The sequence below is a fragment of the Pseudooceanicola marinus genome (assembly GCF_002786295.1).
Taxonomy (GTDB): Bacteria; Pseudomonadota; Alphaproteobacteria; order Rhodobacterales; family Rhodobacteraceae; genus Pseudooceanicola; species Pseudooceanicola marinus.
The window spans coordinates 60,020-75,520 of record NZ_PGTC01000017.1; the positions used below are offsets into that span (position 1 = coordinate 60,020).

At 67.0% G+C, this 15,501-nt stretch carries 17 protein-coding genes; 8 read left to right on the top strand and 9 right to left on the bottom strand.

From position 1 onward, the window contains the following. The first annotated feature begins 198 nt into the window (after window positions 1-198). Window positions 199-1,743 carry a trimethylamine methyltransferase family protein gene (locus CVM50_RS12290; RefSeq protein ID WP_085886713.1) on the top strand — a complete coding sequence of 515 codons (1,545 nt, stop codon included), beginning with the start codon at window positions 199-201 and terminating at the stop codon, window positions 1,741-1,743. A 63-nt stretch (window positions 1,744-1,806) separates the two neighbouring features. Here the strand turns inward: CVM50_RS12290 and CVM50_RS12295 are convergent, their stop codons facing one another. After that, complete coding sequence (locus CVM50_RS12295; protein WP_306372302.1) at window positions 1,807-2,115, bottom strand: DUF6477 family protein; 309 nt, start codon at window positions 2,113-2,115, stop codon at window positions 1,807-1,809. A 204-nt stretch (window positions 2,116-2,319) separates the two neighbouring features. Between CVM50_RS12295 and CVM50_RS12300 the strand changes: the two genes are divergently transcribed. Beyond that, the gene (locus CVM50_RS12300) at window positions 2,320-3,432 is read left to right on the top strand and encodes a DUF6456 domain-containing protein (protein ID WP_085886715.1); all 1,113 of its coding nucleotides are present in this window, start codon (window positions 2,320-2,322) and stop codon (window positions 3,430-3,432) included. A gap of 165 nt (window positions 3,433-3,597) precedes the next feature. Here the strand turns inward: CVM50_RS12300 and CVM50_RS12305 are convergent, their stop codons facing one another. Next, the gene (locus CVM50_RS12305; RefSeq protein ID WP_085886716.1) at window positions 3,598-4,320 is read right to left on the bottom strand and encodes a VIT1/CCC1 transporter family protein; all 723 of its coding nucleotides are present in this window, start codon (window positions 4,318-4,320) and stop codon (window positions 3,598-3,600) included. 147 nt (window positions 4,321-4,467) lie between these two features. Between CVM50_RS12305 and CVM50_RS12310 the strand changes: the two genes are divergently transcribed. Then, window positions 4,468-5,391, top strand: a complete 924-nt coding sequence (locus CVM50_RS12310) for a hydrogen peroxide-inducible genes activator (RefSeq protein ID WP_085886717.1) — start codon at window positions 4,468-4,470, stop codon at window positions 5,389-5,391. Window positions 5,392-5,479: 88 nt separating this feature from the next. Here the strand turns inward: CVM50_RS12310 and CVM50_RS12315 are convergent, their stop codons facing one another. Then, on the bottom strand, window positions 5,480-6,022 hold the full coding sequence (locus tag CVM50_RS12315) for a peroxiredoxin (protein ID WP_085886718.1): 543 nt from the start codon (window positions 6,020-6,022) through the stop codon (window positions 5,480-5,482). A 262-nt stretch (window positions 6,023-6,284) separates the two neighbouring features. On the opposite strand from CVM50_RS12315, the gene lipA reads away from it, so the two are divergent. Then, window positions 6,285-7,235: a lipoyl synthase gene (lipA, locus tag CVM50_RS12320; RefSeq protein ID WP_085886719.1), complete on the top strand. Its 951-nt coding sequence runs from the start codon at window positions 6,285-6,287 to the stop codon at window positions 7,233-7,235. A 120-nt stretch (window positions 7,236-7,355) separates the two neighbouring features. Here the strand turns inward: lipA and CVM50_RS12325 are convergent, their stop codons facing one another. The 3 genes from CVM50_RS12325 to hpt form a co-directional block, all read right to left on the bottom strand. After that, on the bottom strand, window positions 7,356-8,246 hold the full coding sequence (locus CVM50_RS12325; RefSeq protein WP_085886720.1) for a c-type cytochrome: 891 nt from the start codon (window positions 8,244-8,246) through the stop codon (window positions 7,356-7,358). A 128-nt stretch (window positions 8,247-8,374) separates the two neighbouring features. Further along, window positions 8,375-8,557 carry a hypothetical protein gene (locus CVM50_RS12330; protein WP_085886721.1) on the bottom strand — a complete coding sequence of 61 codons (183 nt, stop codon included), beginning with the start codon at window positions 8,555-8,557 and terminating at the stop codon, window positions 8,375-8,377. Window positions 8,558-8,564: 7 nt separating this feature from the next. Beyond that, window positions 8,565-9,104 (bottom strand): hypoxanthine phosphoribosyltransferase, encoded by a 540-nt coding sequence (gene hpt, locus CVM50_RS12335; RefSeq protein WP_085886722.1) that lies wholly within the window; start codon window positions 9,102-9,104, stop codon window positions 8,565-8,567. A gap of 86 nt (window positions 9,105-9,190) precedes the next feature. Here hpt and CVM50_RS12340 point away from each other — a divergent pair, with 86 nt between their 5' ends. After that, window positions 9,191-9,637 (top strand): type II toxin-antitoxin system RatA family toxin, encoded by a 447-nt coding sequence (locus CVM50_RS12340; RefSeq protein WP_085886723.1) that lies wholly within the window; start codon window positions 9,191-9,193, stop codon window positions 9,635-9,637. Between the two features lie 16 nt (window positions 9,638-9,653). On the opposite strand, the gene CVM50_RS12345 is transcribed toward CVM50_RS12340, so the two are convergent. Genes CVM50_RS12345 through CVM50_RS12355 form a run of 3 tightly spaced genes read right to left on the bottom strand, consistent with a single transcriptional unit; the run spans window position 9,654 to window position 11,773 of the window. Continuing rightward, window positions 9,654-10,139 (bottom strand): CinA family protein, encoded by a 486-nt coding sequence (locus tag CVM50_RS12345; RefSeq protein ID WP_085886724.1) that lies wholly within the window; start codon window positions 10,137-10,139, stop codon window positions 9,654-9,656. Then, a complete protein-coding gene (locus tag CVM50_RS12350) occupies window positions 10,136-10,633 on the bottom strand; it encodes a phosphatidylglycerophosphatase A family protein (protein WP_085886725.1) in 498 nt (165 codons plus the stop codon). The genes CVM50_RS12345 and CVM50_RS12350 overlap by 4 nt, the downstream gene beginning before the upstream one ends. A 12-nt stretch (window positions 10,634-10,645) precedes the next feature. After that, window positions 10,646-11,773 (bottom strand): bifunctional 2-C-methyl-D-erythritol 4-phosphate cytidylyltransferase/2-C-methyl-D-erythritol 2,4-cyclodiphosphate synthase, encoded by a 1,128-nt coding sequence (locus tag CVM50_RS12355; RefSeq protein ID WP_085886726.1) that lies wholly within the window; start codon window positions 11,771-11,773, stop codon window positions 10,646-10,648. Between the two features lie 193 nt (window positions 11,774-11,966). Between CVM50_RS12355 and dusB the strand changes: the two genes are divergently transcribed. The 3 genes from dusB to CVM50_RS12370 are packed head-to-tail and all read left to right on the top strand — an operon-like array spanning window position 11,967 to window position 15,480. Continuing rightward, on the top strand, window positions 11,967-12,971 hold the full coding sequence (gene dusB, locus CVM50_RS12360; RefSeq protein WP_085886727.1) for a tRNA dihydrouridine synthase DusB: 1,005 nt from the start codon (window positions 11,967-11,969) through the stop codon (window positions 12,969-12,971). Next, window positions 12,968-14,104: a two-component system sensor histidine kinase NtrB gene (locus CVM50_RS12365; protein ID WP_232618235.1), complete on the top strand. Its 1,137-nt coding sequence runs from the start codon at window positions 12,968-12,970 to the stop codon at window positions 14,102-14,104. Before dusB ends, CVM50_RS12365 begins: the two co-directional genes overlap by 4 nt. After that, window positions 14,104-15,480 carry a response regulator gene (locus tag CVM50_RS12370; RefSeq protein WP_085886728.1) on the top strand — a complete coding sequence of 459 codons (1,377 nt, stop codon included), beginning with the start codon at window positions 14,104-14,106 and terminating at the stop codon, window positions 15,478-15,480. Before CVM50_RS12365 ends, CVM50_RS12370 begins: the two co-directional genes overlap by 1 nt. Window positions 15,481-15,501 lie beyond the last annotated feature (21 nt).

Genomic DNA, 15,501 nt, shown 5'->3' on the forward strand with positions numbered 1-15,501 from the left:
TGTCCTCTTGGTCGCCTGTTGCTTCGGCGGAGGTTTACCTGCCCCTCGCCCGAGGGCAAGAGGCGCCGTGCCCCGTCGGCGGCCCCCGCATTCCGCGCCGGTTATGTCGTTTTTGCCCCGCCGATGCCGCTTGCAGCGGGCGCCCGGCGCGGGCAGAGGGCTACAAAAATGGGGATACCGGGAAAGAGGAACGGCGCAATGACCGAAGCATCCACGCGCAGACGGGGCCGCGGCGGCGGCGGGGCGGCCAGACGGGCGGCCCGCACGGCGGTCAGCATGGATTGCGCGCCGGTGATCCAGCGCGGCATCCCGGTGATGGAGATGCTGTCGCAGGAGGCGCTGGAGATCATCGAAGCCAACGCCGAGACGGTGCTGGAGGAGATCGGCGTCAACTTCGTCAACAACCCGGTCGCCTTGGACCGCTGGCGCGAGGCCGGCGCCGACGTGCAGGGCGAGCGGGTGCATATCCCCCGTGGCCTGGCGCGCAAGCTCTGTGCCACCGCCCCTGGCAGTTTCACCCAGCTGGCCCGCAACCCCGAACGCTCGGTCGAGATCGGTGGCAAAGGCCTCGTCGTCGCGCCGGTCTACGGCCCGCCCTTCGTGCGCGACCTCGACGGCGGGCGCCGCTATGCCACGATGCAGGATTTCCGTGATTTCGTGAAACTGGGCTACATGTCCAAGTGGCTGCACCATTCGGGCGGCACCGTCTGCGAACCGACCGATATCCCGGTGAACAAACGACACCTGGACATGTTGCATGCCCACATGACCCTGTCGGACAAGCCCTTCATGGGCTCGGTCACTGATCCCAGCCGGGCCCAGGACAGCGTCGACATGTGCAAGATCCTCTTCAGCGAGGAGGTCGCGACCAGCCAGCCGGTGATGACCTCGCTGATCAACATCAACTCGCCGCTGACCTTCGACGACGTGATGATGGGCGCGCTGGAGGTCTACGCCTCCAATATGCAGGCCTGCATCATCTCGCCCTTCATCGTCGGCGGCGCCATGGCGCCGGTCTCAGTGGTGGGCACGCTGACCCAGGTGCTGGCGGAAACGCTGGCGGGCGTGGCCTATTCGCAGCTGGTGCGTCCCGGCGCGCCGGTCATCATGGGGGCCTTCGTCACCTCGATCGACATGAACTCGGGCGCGCCCACCTTTGGCACGCCGGAGGCCAGCCAGATCCTCTACGGCGCGGGCCAGCTGGCGCGGCGCCTCGGGCTGCCGTTCCGGTCGGGCGGGGCGCTCTGTGGCTCGAAACTTCCCGATGCGCAGGCGGCCTATGAGACGGCCAACACGCTGAACGCGGCCCTGATGGGGGGCGTGAACTTCATGCTGCACGCCTGCGGCTGGCTGGAAGGCGGGCTGGTGGCGTCCTTCGAGAAATTCGTGCTCGATGCCGACCAGCTGGGCGTGCTGCACCGGCTGGGGGCCGGGGTTTCGCATGACGAGGAAGCTCAGGCGATGGACGCGATCCGCGAGGTCGGCCCGGGGGGCCACTACCTCGGCTGTGGCCATACGCAGCGGCATTTCCAGACCGCGTTCTGGCGCTCGGAGGTCCTCGACAACAAACCCTTCGAGACCTGGTCGGAAGAGGGCGCGCGCGACAGCCAGATGCTGGCCTCGGAACGGGTGCGCAAGCTGCTTGTCGATTACCAGCAGCCGAGCATGGAGCCCGAGATTGCCGAGGCGCTGGCCGCCTTCGTCGCACGGCGCAAGGCCGAGATGCCCGACGCCTTTGCCTGATCCCGGGCACGAGTGGCGCGGATCCGCGCAGGGGCCGTTCCGTTGGGCGGCCCTTTTTTCGTTCTAGCCCTGACCGCGGGTTTCGAGCAGGCGCGCCTCGCCGATCAGGGCCGACAGGATCCGAACATGCCGTAGTGACGAATAGGTCGCGGCGCGATCACGGCGTAGCCGGTCGATCTCGGTTTCATGCTCCATCAAGGCCAGTGCCGCCGCCCCGTGGCGTGCGGGTACGGCTTGTCCCAGCAGGGCAGGCAGATGTGCCTCGCGCCTGTAGTCGTCTGCCGCGATGCGGGCCGCGCGCACCAGAAGCGGCGGGCGGCGAAGCTGGGAAAGCATGGCGTGGATATCCTGCATGTCGGTCCTCGTGGTCATCCATTGCGATGCCCGAGAGTGGCACAGCTTCGGCGGGTGTTGCGCGGTCCCGCCGCCCCGCGAACGGTCTGGCAAGAATAGTTTATCCTTTAGAAACAATGATTGCGGAAGTGGTTAACCATTAACCTCTATTAAACCTTAACGCCGTTACCTGTGGATAAGTGGGCCATGCCCCCAGACGCACCGACTGCCTACGAGACCGACATGAGCTCGAACCAGCCCTGTGAAGGATCGGCGCCCGGCCGGCTGCCCCGATGGCTGCCGGATGCGGCGCGGCACTACCTTGTCCATACAGAACGCGGCGTTCCCATCCGCCAACTGGCGCGGGAGGCGGGCTGTGCGCCCTCCACCATTCTGCGCCAGATCCGGCGCCTCGAAACCCTGCGCGACGACCCCCTTGTCGATTGCGCGCTGGCCCGTCTCGGCGGGCCGGGGGGCGGGGCCTTGCCGGGTCAGACAAAGGGACGTTCCATGATGACCGCTGCCGCCCAGGACGATGTCCAGACCTCGATCACCGAACCCACCCTGCGCCGCGAGGCGTTTCCCGTTCTGCGTCAACTGGCGCGCAATGGCACCGTCCTGGCGGTGGCCCAGGACATGCAGAAGGCGGTGGTCGTTCGCGACCGCATCGACGGCACGCCGGAACGACTGGACGTGATCCCGCGCGAGCTGGCGGAGGCCATGGCCCTGAAGGACTGGATCACCTGCAAGAGCCCCGGGCGAATCTCTCGCTACGCCATCACCTCCTCCGGTCGGTCGACCCTCAATGCCTTGATTGCCAAAGAGGAAAATACGGCGCGTGGGTTCGCCGAAGGGGTCGCCCCCTTCGAAATGCGCTCGGCCGCGCAGGCTGCGGAGGAGATCGACCGGCCGCGCGGTCGCCTCTGTGTCAGCGACAGCCCGTTGGCCGCACTGGCCCGGCGCCGGAACCGTGACGGAACCCCCTTCCTGCGCCCGGAACTGGTGCGTGCGGACGAGCGGCTGCGCGAGGATTTCGAGCTGGCCCAGATGGGACCAAGTGTGACCCAGGACTGGGACCGGTTCCTGACCGCCGGCACGGCGAGCGCGCAGGGAGGCAGAGGCCCCTCCCGGGGACCGGAGGCCGCCCGTGCCCGCGTCGCGCAGGCCTTGCAGGATCTCGGGCCGGGCCTGGCCGACGTGGCCCTGCGCTGCTGCTGTCACCTGGAGGGGCTGGAGACGGCGGAGCGCAAAATGGGGTGGTCCGCGCGCTCAGGCAAGATCGTCCTGCGGATCGCGCTGGATCGGCTGAACCGGCACTATGGTGCCCAGCCCCGGGAAAGCCGGCTGATCGGCTGACCCCACCTGAGGGGGCGCGGTGCCGAACCTTGCGCTTTCTTAACTTAGCTTAACACCGGGCTGCGAGATGATCGTGGCTCGGTCTTTCTTTGTCCCGCCCAAAGAAACAAATCTCCCACACCATTGTCCTGTGGCGCCCGACCGCGCCGGTCCGCGGCCGCAGCGTTACCCGACGAGCAGGCCCACCACATAGGCCACCACCGCGCAGGTCGTTCCGACCGCCAGCGTCTCCGTCAGCGACCGCAGAAGCCGCTCTCCCGTCGCGCTCCACCGCAGCAGGCCAAGGGCCATGAGCGCCGCGAGCGAGGTGCAGATCGAGCCGATGAAGGTGCCCGTGGTCGCAGGATAGAGGAAATAGGGCACCAGCGGCGCCGCCCCGAAAAGGATGAAGCTGCAGAAGGTGAATAGGCCGTTGATCGCCGGGTTCTCCTCCGCCGGGTCGTGCATGCCGAATTCATAGGTCATCATCAGATCGGCCATGATCGGCGGATGGTTGATCATGATCTCGGCGGCCGCATGGGCCTCCACCGGGTTCAGCCCCCGTTGGCACAGGATCACCTCCAGCTCCGCGCGCTCCTGCTGGGGGTTCTCGGCGATCTCGCGCAGCTCCATCTCGCGGCGCGCGCGGTAAAGATCGTGCTGGGCGCGGCCCGAGAGGAATTCCCCCAACCCCATGGACACGCCATCGGCAAAGAGATTGGCCAGACCGAAGATCAGCACGGCCAGCCCGCCGATCTGCGCCACACCCTCGGCCTGGGCCCCGGCAAACCCGGCGACGATGGCAAAGGTGGTGACGATTCCGTCGTTGCCGCCGTAGACGATCTGGCGCAGGAACTCCTGCGATCTTCCCAATTGGTGTGCCTCGCGTCGGTGCTGGGCCCAATCCATCGCCGGTCTCCCCGTCGTGTCTTCTTCTACTCCGGGGATAGCGCCACAGGCCGTCCGGTCAAAGCGCGAACGACTCGCAGGCCGGCTGGGCCGTCCACGACATAATGAAAACTGGCGGCGACAACGCTCTTTCGTTAAGTCCGTCTTATGAACGTCACCCTGCGCCAACTTACCTATTTCAAGTCTCTCGCCCTCCACCGCAACTTCGGCCGGGCCGCCGAGGCCGTCCATGTGTCGCAACCCGCCCTGTCGGTCCAGATCCGGGAGATGGAGCAGAGCCTGGGCGCCCAGCTGGTCGAACGCCGCGCGCGGGAGATCGAGCTGACGCCGTTCGGCCGCATGGTCCTGTCCCAGGCGGATCGTATCATGGCGGAGGTTCAGGTGCTGCACGACCTGGCGCGCTGGAACGGCGGGCTGGCGGGGGAGCTGCGCCTCGGCCTGATCTCCACCATCGCGCCCTATCTGCTGCCCTCCGCGCTGGCCGCGATCCGCGCCGAGGACATCGGGCTTTCGGTGCAGGTCCAGGAGGGGAAGACGGCTCGGCTGATGGACGACCTGCGCGCCGCGCGCCTGGATGCCGCGGTGATCGCGCTGCCCTATGACGAGATGACGGGCCTGGTCGCGCAACCGCTGTTCGAGGATCGCTTCATCCTGGCTGGCACCCAGCCCCGGCTGGACGCGCTTGGCGACCGTCACGACAGGCTGCGGCCCGATCACATCGGCGCCGCGCAGCTGATGCTGCTGGAGGACGGGCATTGCCTGACCGACCAGGCGCTGGAGGTCTGCGGGCGGGGCAGGGGGCATGCGCAGATCAACACCGGCGCGGCGTCGCTGGCCACCCTCTCGCGGCTGGTCGCGGCGGGGTTCGGCCTGACGCTGCTGCCGGAGCTGGCGATCGACCGCGAGGGCGCGGGGCTGGCGCTGCGGCGCTTCTCCGCTCCCGAACCCTTCCGCCAGATCGCCCTGGTGCGCCGCGCCTCCTCCCCCGACGATGGCTGGTTCCGCGCCCTGGCGGAGATCCTGTCCGGCGTCGGCGCCAGGCTGACGGGGGAGGTCCGCACCCGGATCTGACCCGCCGCCCTGCTTGGGCCGGGCGCAAAGCAAAAGGGCGCGGTCTCCCGCGCCCTTCGGCAAAGCATCGGTAAAGAGGCGAGGCCGATCAGGCCGCGGCTTTCTTCTCTTCCAGGTACTTCAGCAGGTTCTCGGGGGAGGATTCGCCGTAGGGATCCTCGCCGTGGTTGTCGCAGATGCCGGGCTCTTCGAACCAGGCTTCGACCACACCGTCGTTGATGACGGCGGCATAGCGCCAGGAGCGCAGGCCGAAGCCGAGGTTGTCCTTGCGGACCAGCATGCCGACGCGGCGGGTGAATTCACCCGACCCATCGGGGATCACGTCGACGTTCTCGATGCCCTGGGCCTTCTTCCACTGGTTCATCACGAAGCTGTCGTTGACCGACATGCAGTAGATGTTCTCGACGCCGAGCGCCTTGAACTTCTCGAAGTTGTTCTCGAAGCCGGGCAGCTGGTAGGTGGAACAGGTGGGGGTGAAGGCACCGGGCAGCGAGAACAGGATCACGCGCTTGCCGGCGAAATAGTCGGCGGTGGTCTTGTCTTCCCACTTGAAGGGGTTGTCGCCGCCGATGCTTTCATCGCGAACGCGGGTGCGGAAGGTGACGTTGGGGAGCTTGGATCCGGGTTGCATGGCATCATCCTTTATGAGGAGGTCTCGGTTTTCCCGGATTTCCTAGAATGGTTCCAAGTGCCGTGCAAGGCGCTTTCCGCGCTGCGGCGGAATACCCTGTGGAAATTGTCGAGATTGAGCAGCGTGTTGCGGGTTTCCTATGCAGCCGGTTTCTGCAACTGCATGGCCCCCTTGCATGCGCTGCAACGAAGCCATGCACGTCTGGTTCTTTCATCAACGCTCAGATATGCTACCTCCCAGCCCGGAGAAGGAGCCAGAACCCATGCGTGATCTCAAGATCCCCGAGCAGCGTCATCCCGAGAAGGCGCATCGCCCGGACAATGCCCAGCCGAAGAAGCCGGACTGGATCCGCGTCAAGGCGCCGACCTCGAAGGAATACATGGAGACGAAGAAGATCATGCGGGAAAACCGCCTGGTCACCGTCTGCGAAGAGGCGGGTTGCCCCAATGCCGGCGAATGCTGGAGCCAGGGCCACGCCACTATGATGATCATGGGGGACATCTGTACCCGTGGCTGCACCTTCTGCAACATCGCCACCGGCCGCCCGGAAAACCTCGACGTCTTCGAGCCGGGCCGCGTGGCTCATGCGGTGGAAAAGCTGGGATTGAATCACGTGGTTATCACCTCGGTGGACCGCGACGATCTGGACGACGGCGGCGCCGATCACTTCGCCCAGACCATCCGCGCGGTGCGCCACCGCTCTCCCGGCACGACGATCGAGATCCTGACCCCCGACTTCCTGAAATGCGCCCCGGAGGTGCTGGAAGTGGTGGTCGAGGCGAAACCGGATGTTTTCAACCACAACCTGGAAACCGTGCCCGGCCTCTACCAGGAGGTCCGCCCGGGCGCGCGCTACTTCCATTCGCTGCGCCTGCTGCAACGGGTGAAGGAGCTGGATCCGACGATCTTCACCAAGTCGGGCATCATGGTCGGCCTGGGCGAGGAACGTCCGCAGGTCCTGCAGGTGATGGACGACATGCGCGCCGCCGACGTGGATTTCATGACCATCGGTCAATACCTGCAGCCGACGCCGAAACACCATGCGGTGGCCCGTTTCATCACCCCGGACGAGTTTAAATCCTACGAGAAGGCGGCCTACAACAAGGGCTTCCTGATGGTCTCGGCGACGCCGCTGACCCGGTCGTCCTACCATGCCGGCGATGACTTCGCTCGCCTGCGCGAGGCGCGGCTGAAGAAACTCGGCCTGGGCTGACTCCCGGCCCGGCGTCTACGCGGGCCGGGTCCGGCCCGCACTCTTCTTATCCGATTGCTGGAAATACTCCGGGGGTGAATGGCGCGCCTCGCGCGCCAGAGGGGGCAGCGCCCCCTCCGCTCACTCGACTGCCGGCACCGTCTTCAGGTAGCGCGCGATCGCCAGCCTGTCGTCAGCTGTCAACTGGCTGGTATTGGCCACCACGTCGGCCATTTCTCCGCCCACCACGTCGAAATCCGGGGTGAATCCCGACGACAGGTACTCCGCGATATCCGCCTCGGACCAGTCCAGCGCGCCGGAGGTGATGTTGGGAATGCTGCCCTGACCCGAGGGGTTTTCCGCCCCGCCAAGCCAGCGCGACCGATCCATCCCGCCAAGGGCATTGCGCGGCGTGTGGCATTCGGCGCAATGGCCAAGCGCCTCGACCAGGTAGCGCCCGCGCGCCAGGCTGTCGCTGTCGACCACCTCCATCTGGTAGTCCTCACGGAAGAACAGCAGCTTCCAGGCGCCAAGCGCCCGGCGGATGTTGAACGGAAATCCGACGTCATGGTCCCGGCTGGGCGTATCGGCCGCGGGCAGGGTCTGCAGGTAGGCATGCAGATCCACCACGTCCTCGGGCCGCGCCCGCGCGTAGGAGGAATAGGGGAAGGCCGGGTAGTAGTGCTGTCCCGAGGGCGAGGTGCCCTTGATCATCGCATCGGCCAGCTCCAGCTCCGTCCAGGCGCCGATGCCAGCCTCCTCGTCGGGGCTGATGTTGGGCGCGTAGAAGGTACCGAACTGCGTCTCGAAGGCGCGGCCACCGACCAGCAGCAACTTGTCCTCGCCTTCGGCGCCTGGCGCGGAATGACACGCGGCACAGCCCCCGGCGTAGAAAATCGCCTCGCCCCGCCCGGCATCCCCCGTCAGCCCGGCGAAATCCTCCGGATCCACATGATCGGGGGCGGTCAGGAACCAGCCGGCGCCAGCGGCCACTACGGCAAGGGCGATGACGGATGTAAGGGCTTTGCGCATGCATGGCTTCCTTGTCAGGGGGCGGGCGCCGGGCCCTGTGCCAAGGGTTACCCTAGCCGCGGGATCAGGCAAGCCCCTTCGCCTGACGTTCCCGTGACCCGCAATACGCCGCCGTGGCGCCCCTGCCCTCAGCGCAGGGCGCCACCGCCGCGCACATGCTCGGGCACCAGCCAGTCGGGGAAGCCGAAGAGCTGTTCCAGACCCCAGATCGCCAGGCAGATCGCGACCACGGCCAGCACCAGCAGGACGCGCTTTTCCGATGGCGGATTGCGCGCCCAGCGGACCGCGCGGAGAAGCCAGGTGTAGTTCACCGCCCGATCAATCCGTGAACCGCACCTTGCCGATGCAGGGCAGGTTGCGATTGCATTGCGCGTAGTCGATGCCGTAGCCCACGACGAATTCGTCGGGGATCTCGAACCCGGTCCAGTCGGCCTTGAAATCCACCTCGCGGCGCGACGGCTTGTCCAGCAGGGCCACGGTCTTCAGCCGCTTGGGATGGCGCGATTCCAGCAGGTGGATGACGTGGCTGAGCGTGTAGCCCGTGTCGACGATATCCTCGACCACGAGCACGTTGCGCCCCTCGATCTCGCCGCGCAGGTCCTTCAGGATCCGCACCTCGCGCGAGCTTTCCATGGAGTTGCCGTAGGAGGAGGCCTCGATGAAATCGACCTCCACGTCGCGGTCGGAAAGTTCCCGCACCAGATCCGCGATGAACACGAAGGAGCCGCGCAGCAGCCCCACCACCACCAGCCGCTCATCCGCCGGGAATGTCGCGCGAATCTCGCGGCAAAGTTCCTCGATGCGCGCGGCAATTGCCTTTGCGGAAATCAATTCGTCGATGACATATGGACGCGACACGGTCTTCCCCCTTGAATGTCCCGCCCTAGTGTAAGACAGGAAACGACCAGTAAAAACCCGAACCGTGCCGCAATCGCCGGGAAGATATGCCGACACATTCCGAGACCCGAAAACTGCCCTATACCGCCCAACAGATGTACGATCTGGTGGCCGATGTGGGATCCTATCCGAAATTCCTGCCCTGGTGCGCCGCCGCGCGGATCCGCAAGGTGACGCCCGAGGGCGATCATGAGGTGATGGACGCCGACCTGGTGATCTCCTTCAAGGTCTTCCGGGAGAAGTTCGGCAGCCGCGTCGTCCTCTGGCCGGAGCAGATGAAGATCGACACCGAATACCTCGACGGCCCCTTCCGCTACATGAAGTCGAACTGGGCCTTCCGAGACGCCGAGGGCGGCGGATGCGAGGTCGATTTCTTCGTCGATTTCGAGTTCAAGAACGCGGTCCTGCAGGGGATCATCGGCGTGGTCTTCAACGAGGCGATGCAGCGTATCGTGCGCGCATTCGAGCGTCGCGCGGCCGAACTTTACGGCTGATCGGCGCGGCTGGCCCTCAGCGGGCCAGCTGTTCGACCGTGTCCAGAAGCATGTGCAGCGCATGCGCCGTGGCCATCGCGCGCACGGCGTCGCGCCCGATGGCGCCGAAGTTCACCGTTTCCGTGCGGGTGTAGACCGGGCCGGAGACGGCGAAACAGACGCGCCCCTCCGGATCGTCGCCCGAGGGGCCGGGGCCCGCGACGCCCGTCGTCGCCACCCCCAGATCGGCGCCCAGGTGTGACCAGGCGCCCTCGGCCATCTCCTGTGCGACCTCTTCCGACACGACGCCGAAGTCGTCGAGCGTCTGCGCCGAGACGCCGAGGATCTTCCGCTTCACCGCGACCGAGTAGCTGACGACTCCGCCCTCGACCACGTCGGAGGACCCGGCGATGTCGGTCAGGGCGGCGGCGATCATTCCGCCGGTGCAGCTTTCGGCGGTGGCCAGCTTCAGCTCCGCCGCGCGGCAGGCGTCCAGGACACGAATGGCCAGGTCGCGGCTCATGCCATCAGCACCAGGTGAGAGAAGGCGGCCAGCGCGATCACCAGGATGGCGGTGAAGATCCCCGCGATCACATCGTCCAGCATCACGCCCAGGGCGTCGTTGCGCCGGTCGGCGCGGCCGACCAGCCAGGGTTTCCAGATGTCAAACAGGCGGAAGCCCAGGAAGGCCGCGGCCCAGCCGGGCCAGAGCGCGGTCAGCGGTGCGCCCACGTGGGCGGCACCGATCGAGACGGGCAGGAAGGCGATCCAGATGCCCACCACCTCGTCCACCACGATCTCCGACGGGTCGTGGTCTGCCTTGCCCAGGGTTTCGGCCTTCACGGACCAGAGGCCCGCGAACCAGACGAAGACCAGCGCGGCGATCAGCAGGGCCGGCCCGCCGAGTGCATGCAGCCCCCAGGCCAGCACCAGGCCGGCGGCGCTGCCCCAGGTGCCAGAGGCCGGTTTCAGGTGGCCGGTGCCGCCGACGGTGGCGATCAGGTGAGAGGTTTTCATCAGATACTCCTATCAGGCCTTGATCAGGCAGGCGGTGGCGATGGAGGCAATGCCTTCCTTGCGGCCGGTGAACCCCAGCCGTTCCGAGGTCGTCGCCTTGACCGAGATGCGCGCGGGATCCAGCCCCATGATCTCCGCCATGCGGGCCTGCATCGCCGCGGCATGCGGGCCGACCTTGGGCGCCTCGCAGACCAGCGTGCAATCGACGTTGGAGATGGCAAAGCCCTTTTCGGCGGCCAGTTTCACCGCGTGTTCGAGGAAGATATGGCTGGCGGCGCCTTTCCACTGCGGATCACTGGGCGGGAAGTGGCGACCGATGTCCCCCTCGGCCAGGGCGCCGTAGATCGCGTCGGTCACCGCATGCATGCCGACATCGGCGTCGGAATGGCCCAGCAGGGCCGCGTCGTGGGGGATCTTCACGCCACACAGCCAGACATGGTCGCCCTCGGTGAAGGCATGCACGTCGTAGCCATTGCCCAGTCGAATATCCATCGTGCCTCTCAGTATCGCTTCGGCCCGGGCGAAATCGCCGGGGTGGGTGATCTTCAGGTTGTCCTCCGACCCGGGGGTGATGGCAACCCGGATCCCGGCGGCGCGGGCCACCTCGACGTCGTCCGCCGCGCCGCCCGGATGGGCCGCATGGGCGGCCAGCAGCGGCTGCAGGCGGAAGCCCTGCGGGGTCTGAGCGCGGAACAGGCCGTCGCGCGGGGCGGTGCCGGTCACATGGCCCGCGTCGCCGTACCACAGGGCGTCGGTGACGGGCAGGCCGGGGGCCGCGGCCTCGGCGCCGGCCTCCAGCGCGGCGACGACCTCGGCGATGACGGTGGCGGGGACGCAAGGCCGCGCGACATCGTGGATCAGCACGTTGGCAGTCACCGCCGGGTCCAGCGCGGCCAGCCCCGCGCGGACCGAGGCGTCGCGCGTGGCGCCGCCCGCCACCCGCACCACGCCCGCTGGCAGGGGCAGCTCCATGTCGTCGGGATGCAGCACCACCACGATGGGCGACAGCCCCGCCCGCAGCATCGCGTCCAGCGTCCAGTCGGCCACCCGGCGCCCGGCCAGGGGCTGCCATTGCTTGGGCAGGTCGCCCCCGGCGCGCGAGCCGCGCCCGGCGGCCACGATGATGGCGGCGTTGCCCATCCCGGCACCCCTTCTTTTGCCATTCCTGACGCGCAGGAATAGGCTCTGGGCCGGGTCGGGGCAATGGGGCGCCCCGCAGGGTCATGCTGAAAAAACTGGCATTGGACGCCTCGGTCAGGCGATATTTTGGCGTGATTTGTTGTTTGCCCCGCAGTTCTGGTCTAACGCATAAGCTGTTGCTCAAGGTTTAGGCATGTCCGTCACCGCACTCTTCCACAGCGATCACCCTCCGGTTTGCCTGGCCCCATTGGCCGGGATCACCGATCGTCCGTTCCGCGACCTGGTGGCCCGGTTCGGCGCCGACCTGGTCGTGTCCGAGATGGTGGCAAGCCAGGAGATGGTCCAGGCCAAGCCCGGGACCCGGGAACGGGCCGAATTGGGCTTCGGCGACGCCGCCACCTCGGTCCAACTGGCCGGGCGCGACACCTACTGGATCGGCGAGGCCGCGCGGATGGTTGAAGGGCAGGGCGCCCGGATCATCGACATCAACATGGGCTGTCCGGCGAAGAAGGTGGTGGGCGGCCTGTCGGGATCGGCCCTGATGCGCGATCTGGATCACGCGCTGACCCTGGTCGAGGCGGTGGTCGAGGCGGTCGCCGTGCCCGTCACCCTGAAGATGCGCCTGGGCTGGGACGACGACACGATCAATGCCCCCGAGCTGGCGCGCCGGGCCGAAGCGGCGGGGGTGCGCATGGTGGTCGTCCACGGGCGCACCCGATGCCAGTTCTACAAGGGCCGCGCCGACTGGTCCGCGATCCGCGCGGTGAAAGAGGCCGTGTCGATCCCCGTGGTGGCCAACGGCGACATCACCGATGCCGACAGCGCCGGGGCCGCGCTGCGCCTGTCGGGCGCCGACGGCATCATGGTGGGGCGCGGCGCGCAGGGCCGTCCCTGGCTGCTGGCGCAGCTGCGCGACCTGCTGGCGGGGCGGGCCCCGCGTCCGGCGCCGGGGGCTTCCGCCTTCATCGACATGGTCGCCGCCCATTACGAGGCCGGCCTTGAGTTCTATGGCACCGACCTGGGCCACCGGGTGCTGCGCAAGCACTTGGGCTGGTACATGGACGTGGCCGAAACCCCCGCCGACCTGCGCGGTCGCGTCCTGCGCGAGCCCGACCCGGCGGCGGTACTTTCCCTTCTGCCGGAGGCGCTGGCCGACGGCCCCCGCCCCCAGGCCCAACCGGAGGTACGCGCCGCATGAATACGCGGTCCAACCCGTTCGATTCCGAGGAAACCATCGCCGCCATCGCCGACGTGGAAGACACGCCCGTATGGGCCTCGCTTCCCGTCCCGGCGCTGCTGCTGGATCCCGAGGATGCCATCGTCTCGATCAATGCGGCCGCCGAAGGTTTCCTGAACACCTCGGCCAAGTCCATCCGCGGCCAGAAGGTCTGGGAACGGGTGATGATCGACAGCCCGCTGGAAGAGGCCTTCCAGCGCGCCCGCACCACCGCCTCGCCGCTTTTCGTCAACGATGTGGACGTAGGGACCGGCGAACGGGCGCCGCTGCATTGCAATCTGCAGATCTCGCCGCTGAACGACCGGGCGGGCTACATGATCTTCCTCATCAGCCCGCGAGAGCTGGCGGGGCGGATGACCCAGGATCACAGCGTGAAATCCGCCGCCAAGTCGGCCATCGGCATGGCCGAGATGTTGGCCCATGAGATCAAGAACCCGCTGGCGGGGATCACCGGGGCGGCGCAGCTGCTGTCGATGAACCTCTCCAAGGAGGACATGGAGCTGACGGACCTGATCGTCAGCGAAAGCCGCCGCATCGTGAAGCTGCTGGAGCAGGTCGAACAGTTCGGCAACCTGACCATGCCCAACCTGAAGGCGGTGAACCTGCACGACGTGCTGGACCGCGCGCGTCGATCGGCCCTGCTGGGTTTCGGCGCCAACATGAAGATCGTCGAGGAATACGACCCTTCGCTGCCCCAGGCCTACGGCGACCCGGACCAACTTCTGCAGGTGATCCTGAACCTGCTGAAGAACGCCTCCCAGGCGGCCGGACCCGAGGGCGGGCGCATCCGGCTGCATACCTATTTCGAACATTCCTTCCGCCTGCGGCGCGCCGATGGCACGGGCAAGAGCCTGCCGCTGCAGATCGAGATCGAGGACGACGGCCCCGGCCTGCCGGAAGACATTGCCGGCGACATCTTCGATCCCTTCGTGTCGGGACGGGAAAACGGCACGGGGCTGGGCCTCGCGCTGGTCAGCAAGATCATCTCGGATCACGAGGGATGGATTTCCGTCACCTCGGTTCCGGGCAAGACGGTGTTCCGCATCTCCCTGCCGCGGGCCCCGAAAGACGTCCTTGAGAAGGAGACTGAGTGATGGATGGCACGGTTCTGGTTGCAGATGACGACCGCACGATCCGCACGGTTCTGACCCAGGCGCTGACGCGCGCGGGCTGCAAGGTGCACGCGACCTCGTCGCTGACCACGCTGATGCGGTGGGTCGCGGAAGGCAAGGGCGACGTGGTCATCTCGGACGTGATGATGCCCGACGGCAATGGCTTGGAAATGCTGCCTAAAATCGCCCAGGACCGGCCCGGTCTGCCGGTGATCGTGATCTCGGCACAGAACACGATCATGACCGCCATCCAGGCGGCCGAGGCCGAGGCCTACGACTACCTGCCAAAACCCTTCGACCTGCCGGACCTGATGAAACGCACCGCCCGCGCGCTGGAACAGCGCCAGCGGATGCCGGCCAAGGGCGCAGGCGGGGACGAGACCAAGGAACGGCCCGACGAGCTGCCCTTGGTCGGGCGCACGCCGTCGATGCAGGCGCTCTACCGCCTTGTCGCGCGGGTGATGAATACCGATCTGCCGGTACTGATCGCGGGGGAAAGCGGCACGGGCAAGTCCCTGATTGCCAAGGCCATTCACGACTTCAGCGACCGCCGCAATCTGCCCTTCGTCGCGGTCTCCGCCTCCGACATGCAGGACCTTGAGGGGCCGGCCCGGATCCTGGCGCGGGCCAAGGGCGGCACGGTGCTGTTCGACGAGATCGCGGATATCGACGGCGAGGTGCAGGCCCGCATCGTGCGCATGATGGACGGCCCCGCGGACACGCTGCCACGCTTCATGGCGACTTCCCAGACCGATCTGAACCGCGCGATGGAGGAGGGGCGGCTGCGCCAGGACCTGTTCTATCGCCTGACCGGGGCCACCATCAACGTGCCCGCCCTGCGTGAACGGGTCGATGACATCCCGCTGCTGGTGGACCACTTCCTGCAACGGGCCGAACGCGAAGGCGCCATGCGCCGCTACCTCGCCGAGGACGCGCTGGAGATGATGCGCACCTATTCCTGGCCCGGCAACGTCCGCCAGCTGGAGAATGCGATCCGCCGCCTGGTGCTGACCGCGCGCACCGACGAGATCAGCCGCACCGAGGTCGAAAGCGTGCTGGGCAACCAGCCCGAGACCGAGCCGCTTCTGGGCGGGCAGGGCGAGAGCGAGAAGCTGTCGGGCTCCGTCGCGCGCCACCTGCGCCGCTATTTCGACCTGCATGGCAACATGCTGCCGCCGCCGGGTCTTTATGCCCGGATCCTGAAGGAGGTCGAACTACCGCTGATCGAGATCGCGCTGGAGGCCACGGGCGGAAACCAGGCGAAATGCGCCGACCTGCTTGGCATCAACCGCAATACCCTGCGCAAGAAAATCACCGATCTGGATATTCGCGTGACACGCCGTCGGAAGTTGATGTAAAAACGCCACAGAACCGTGGCC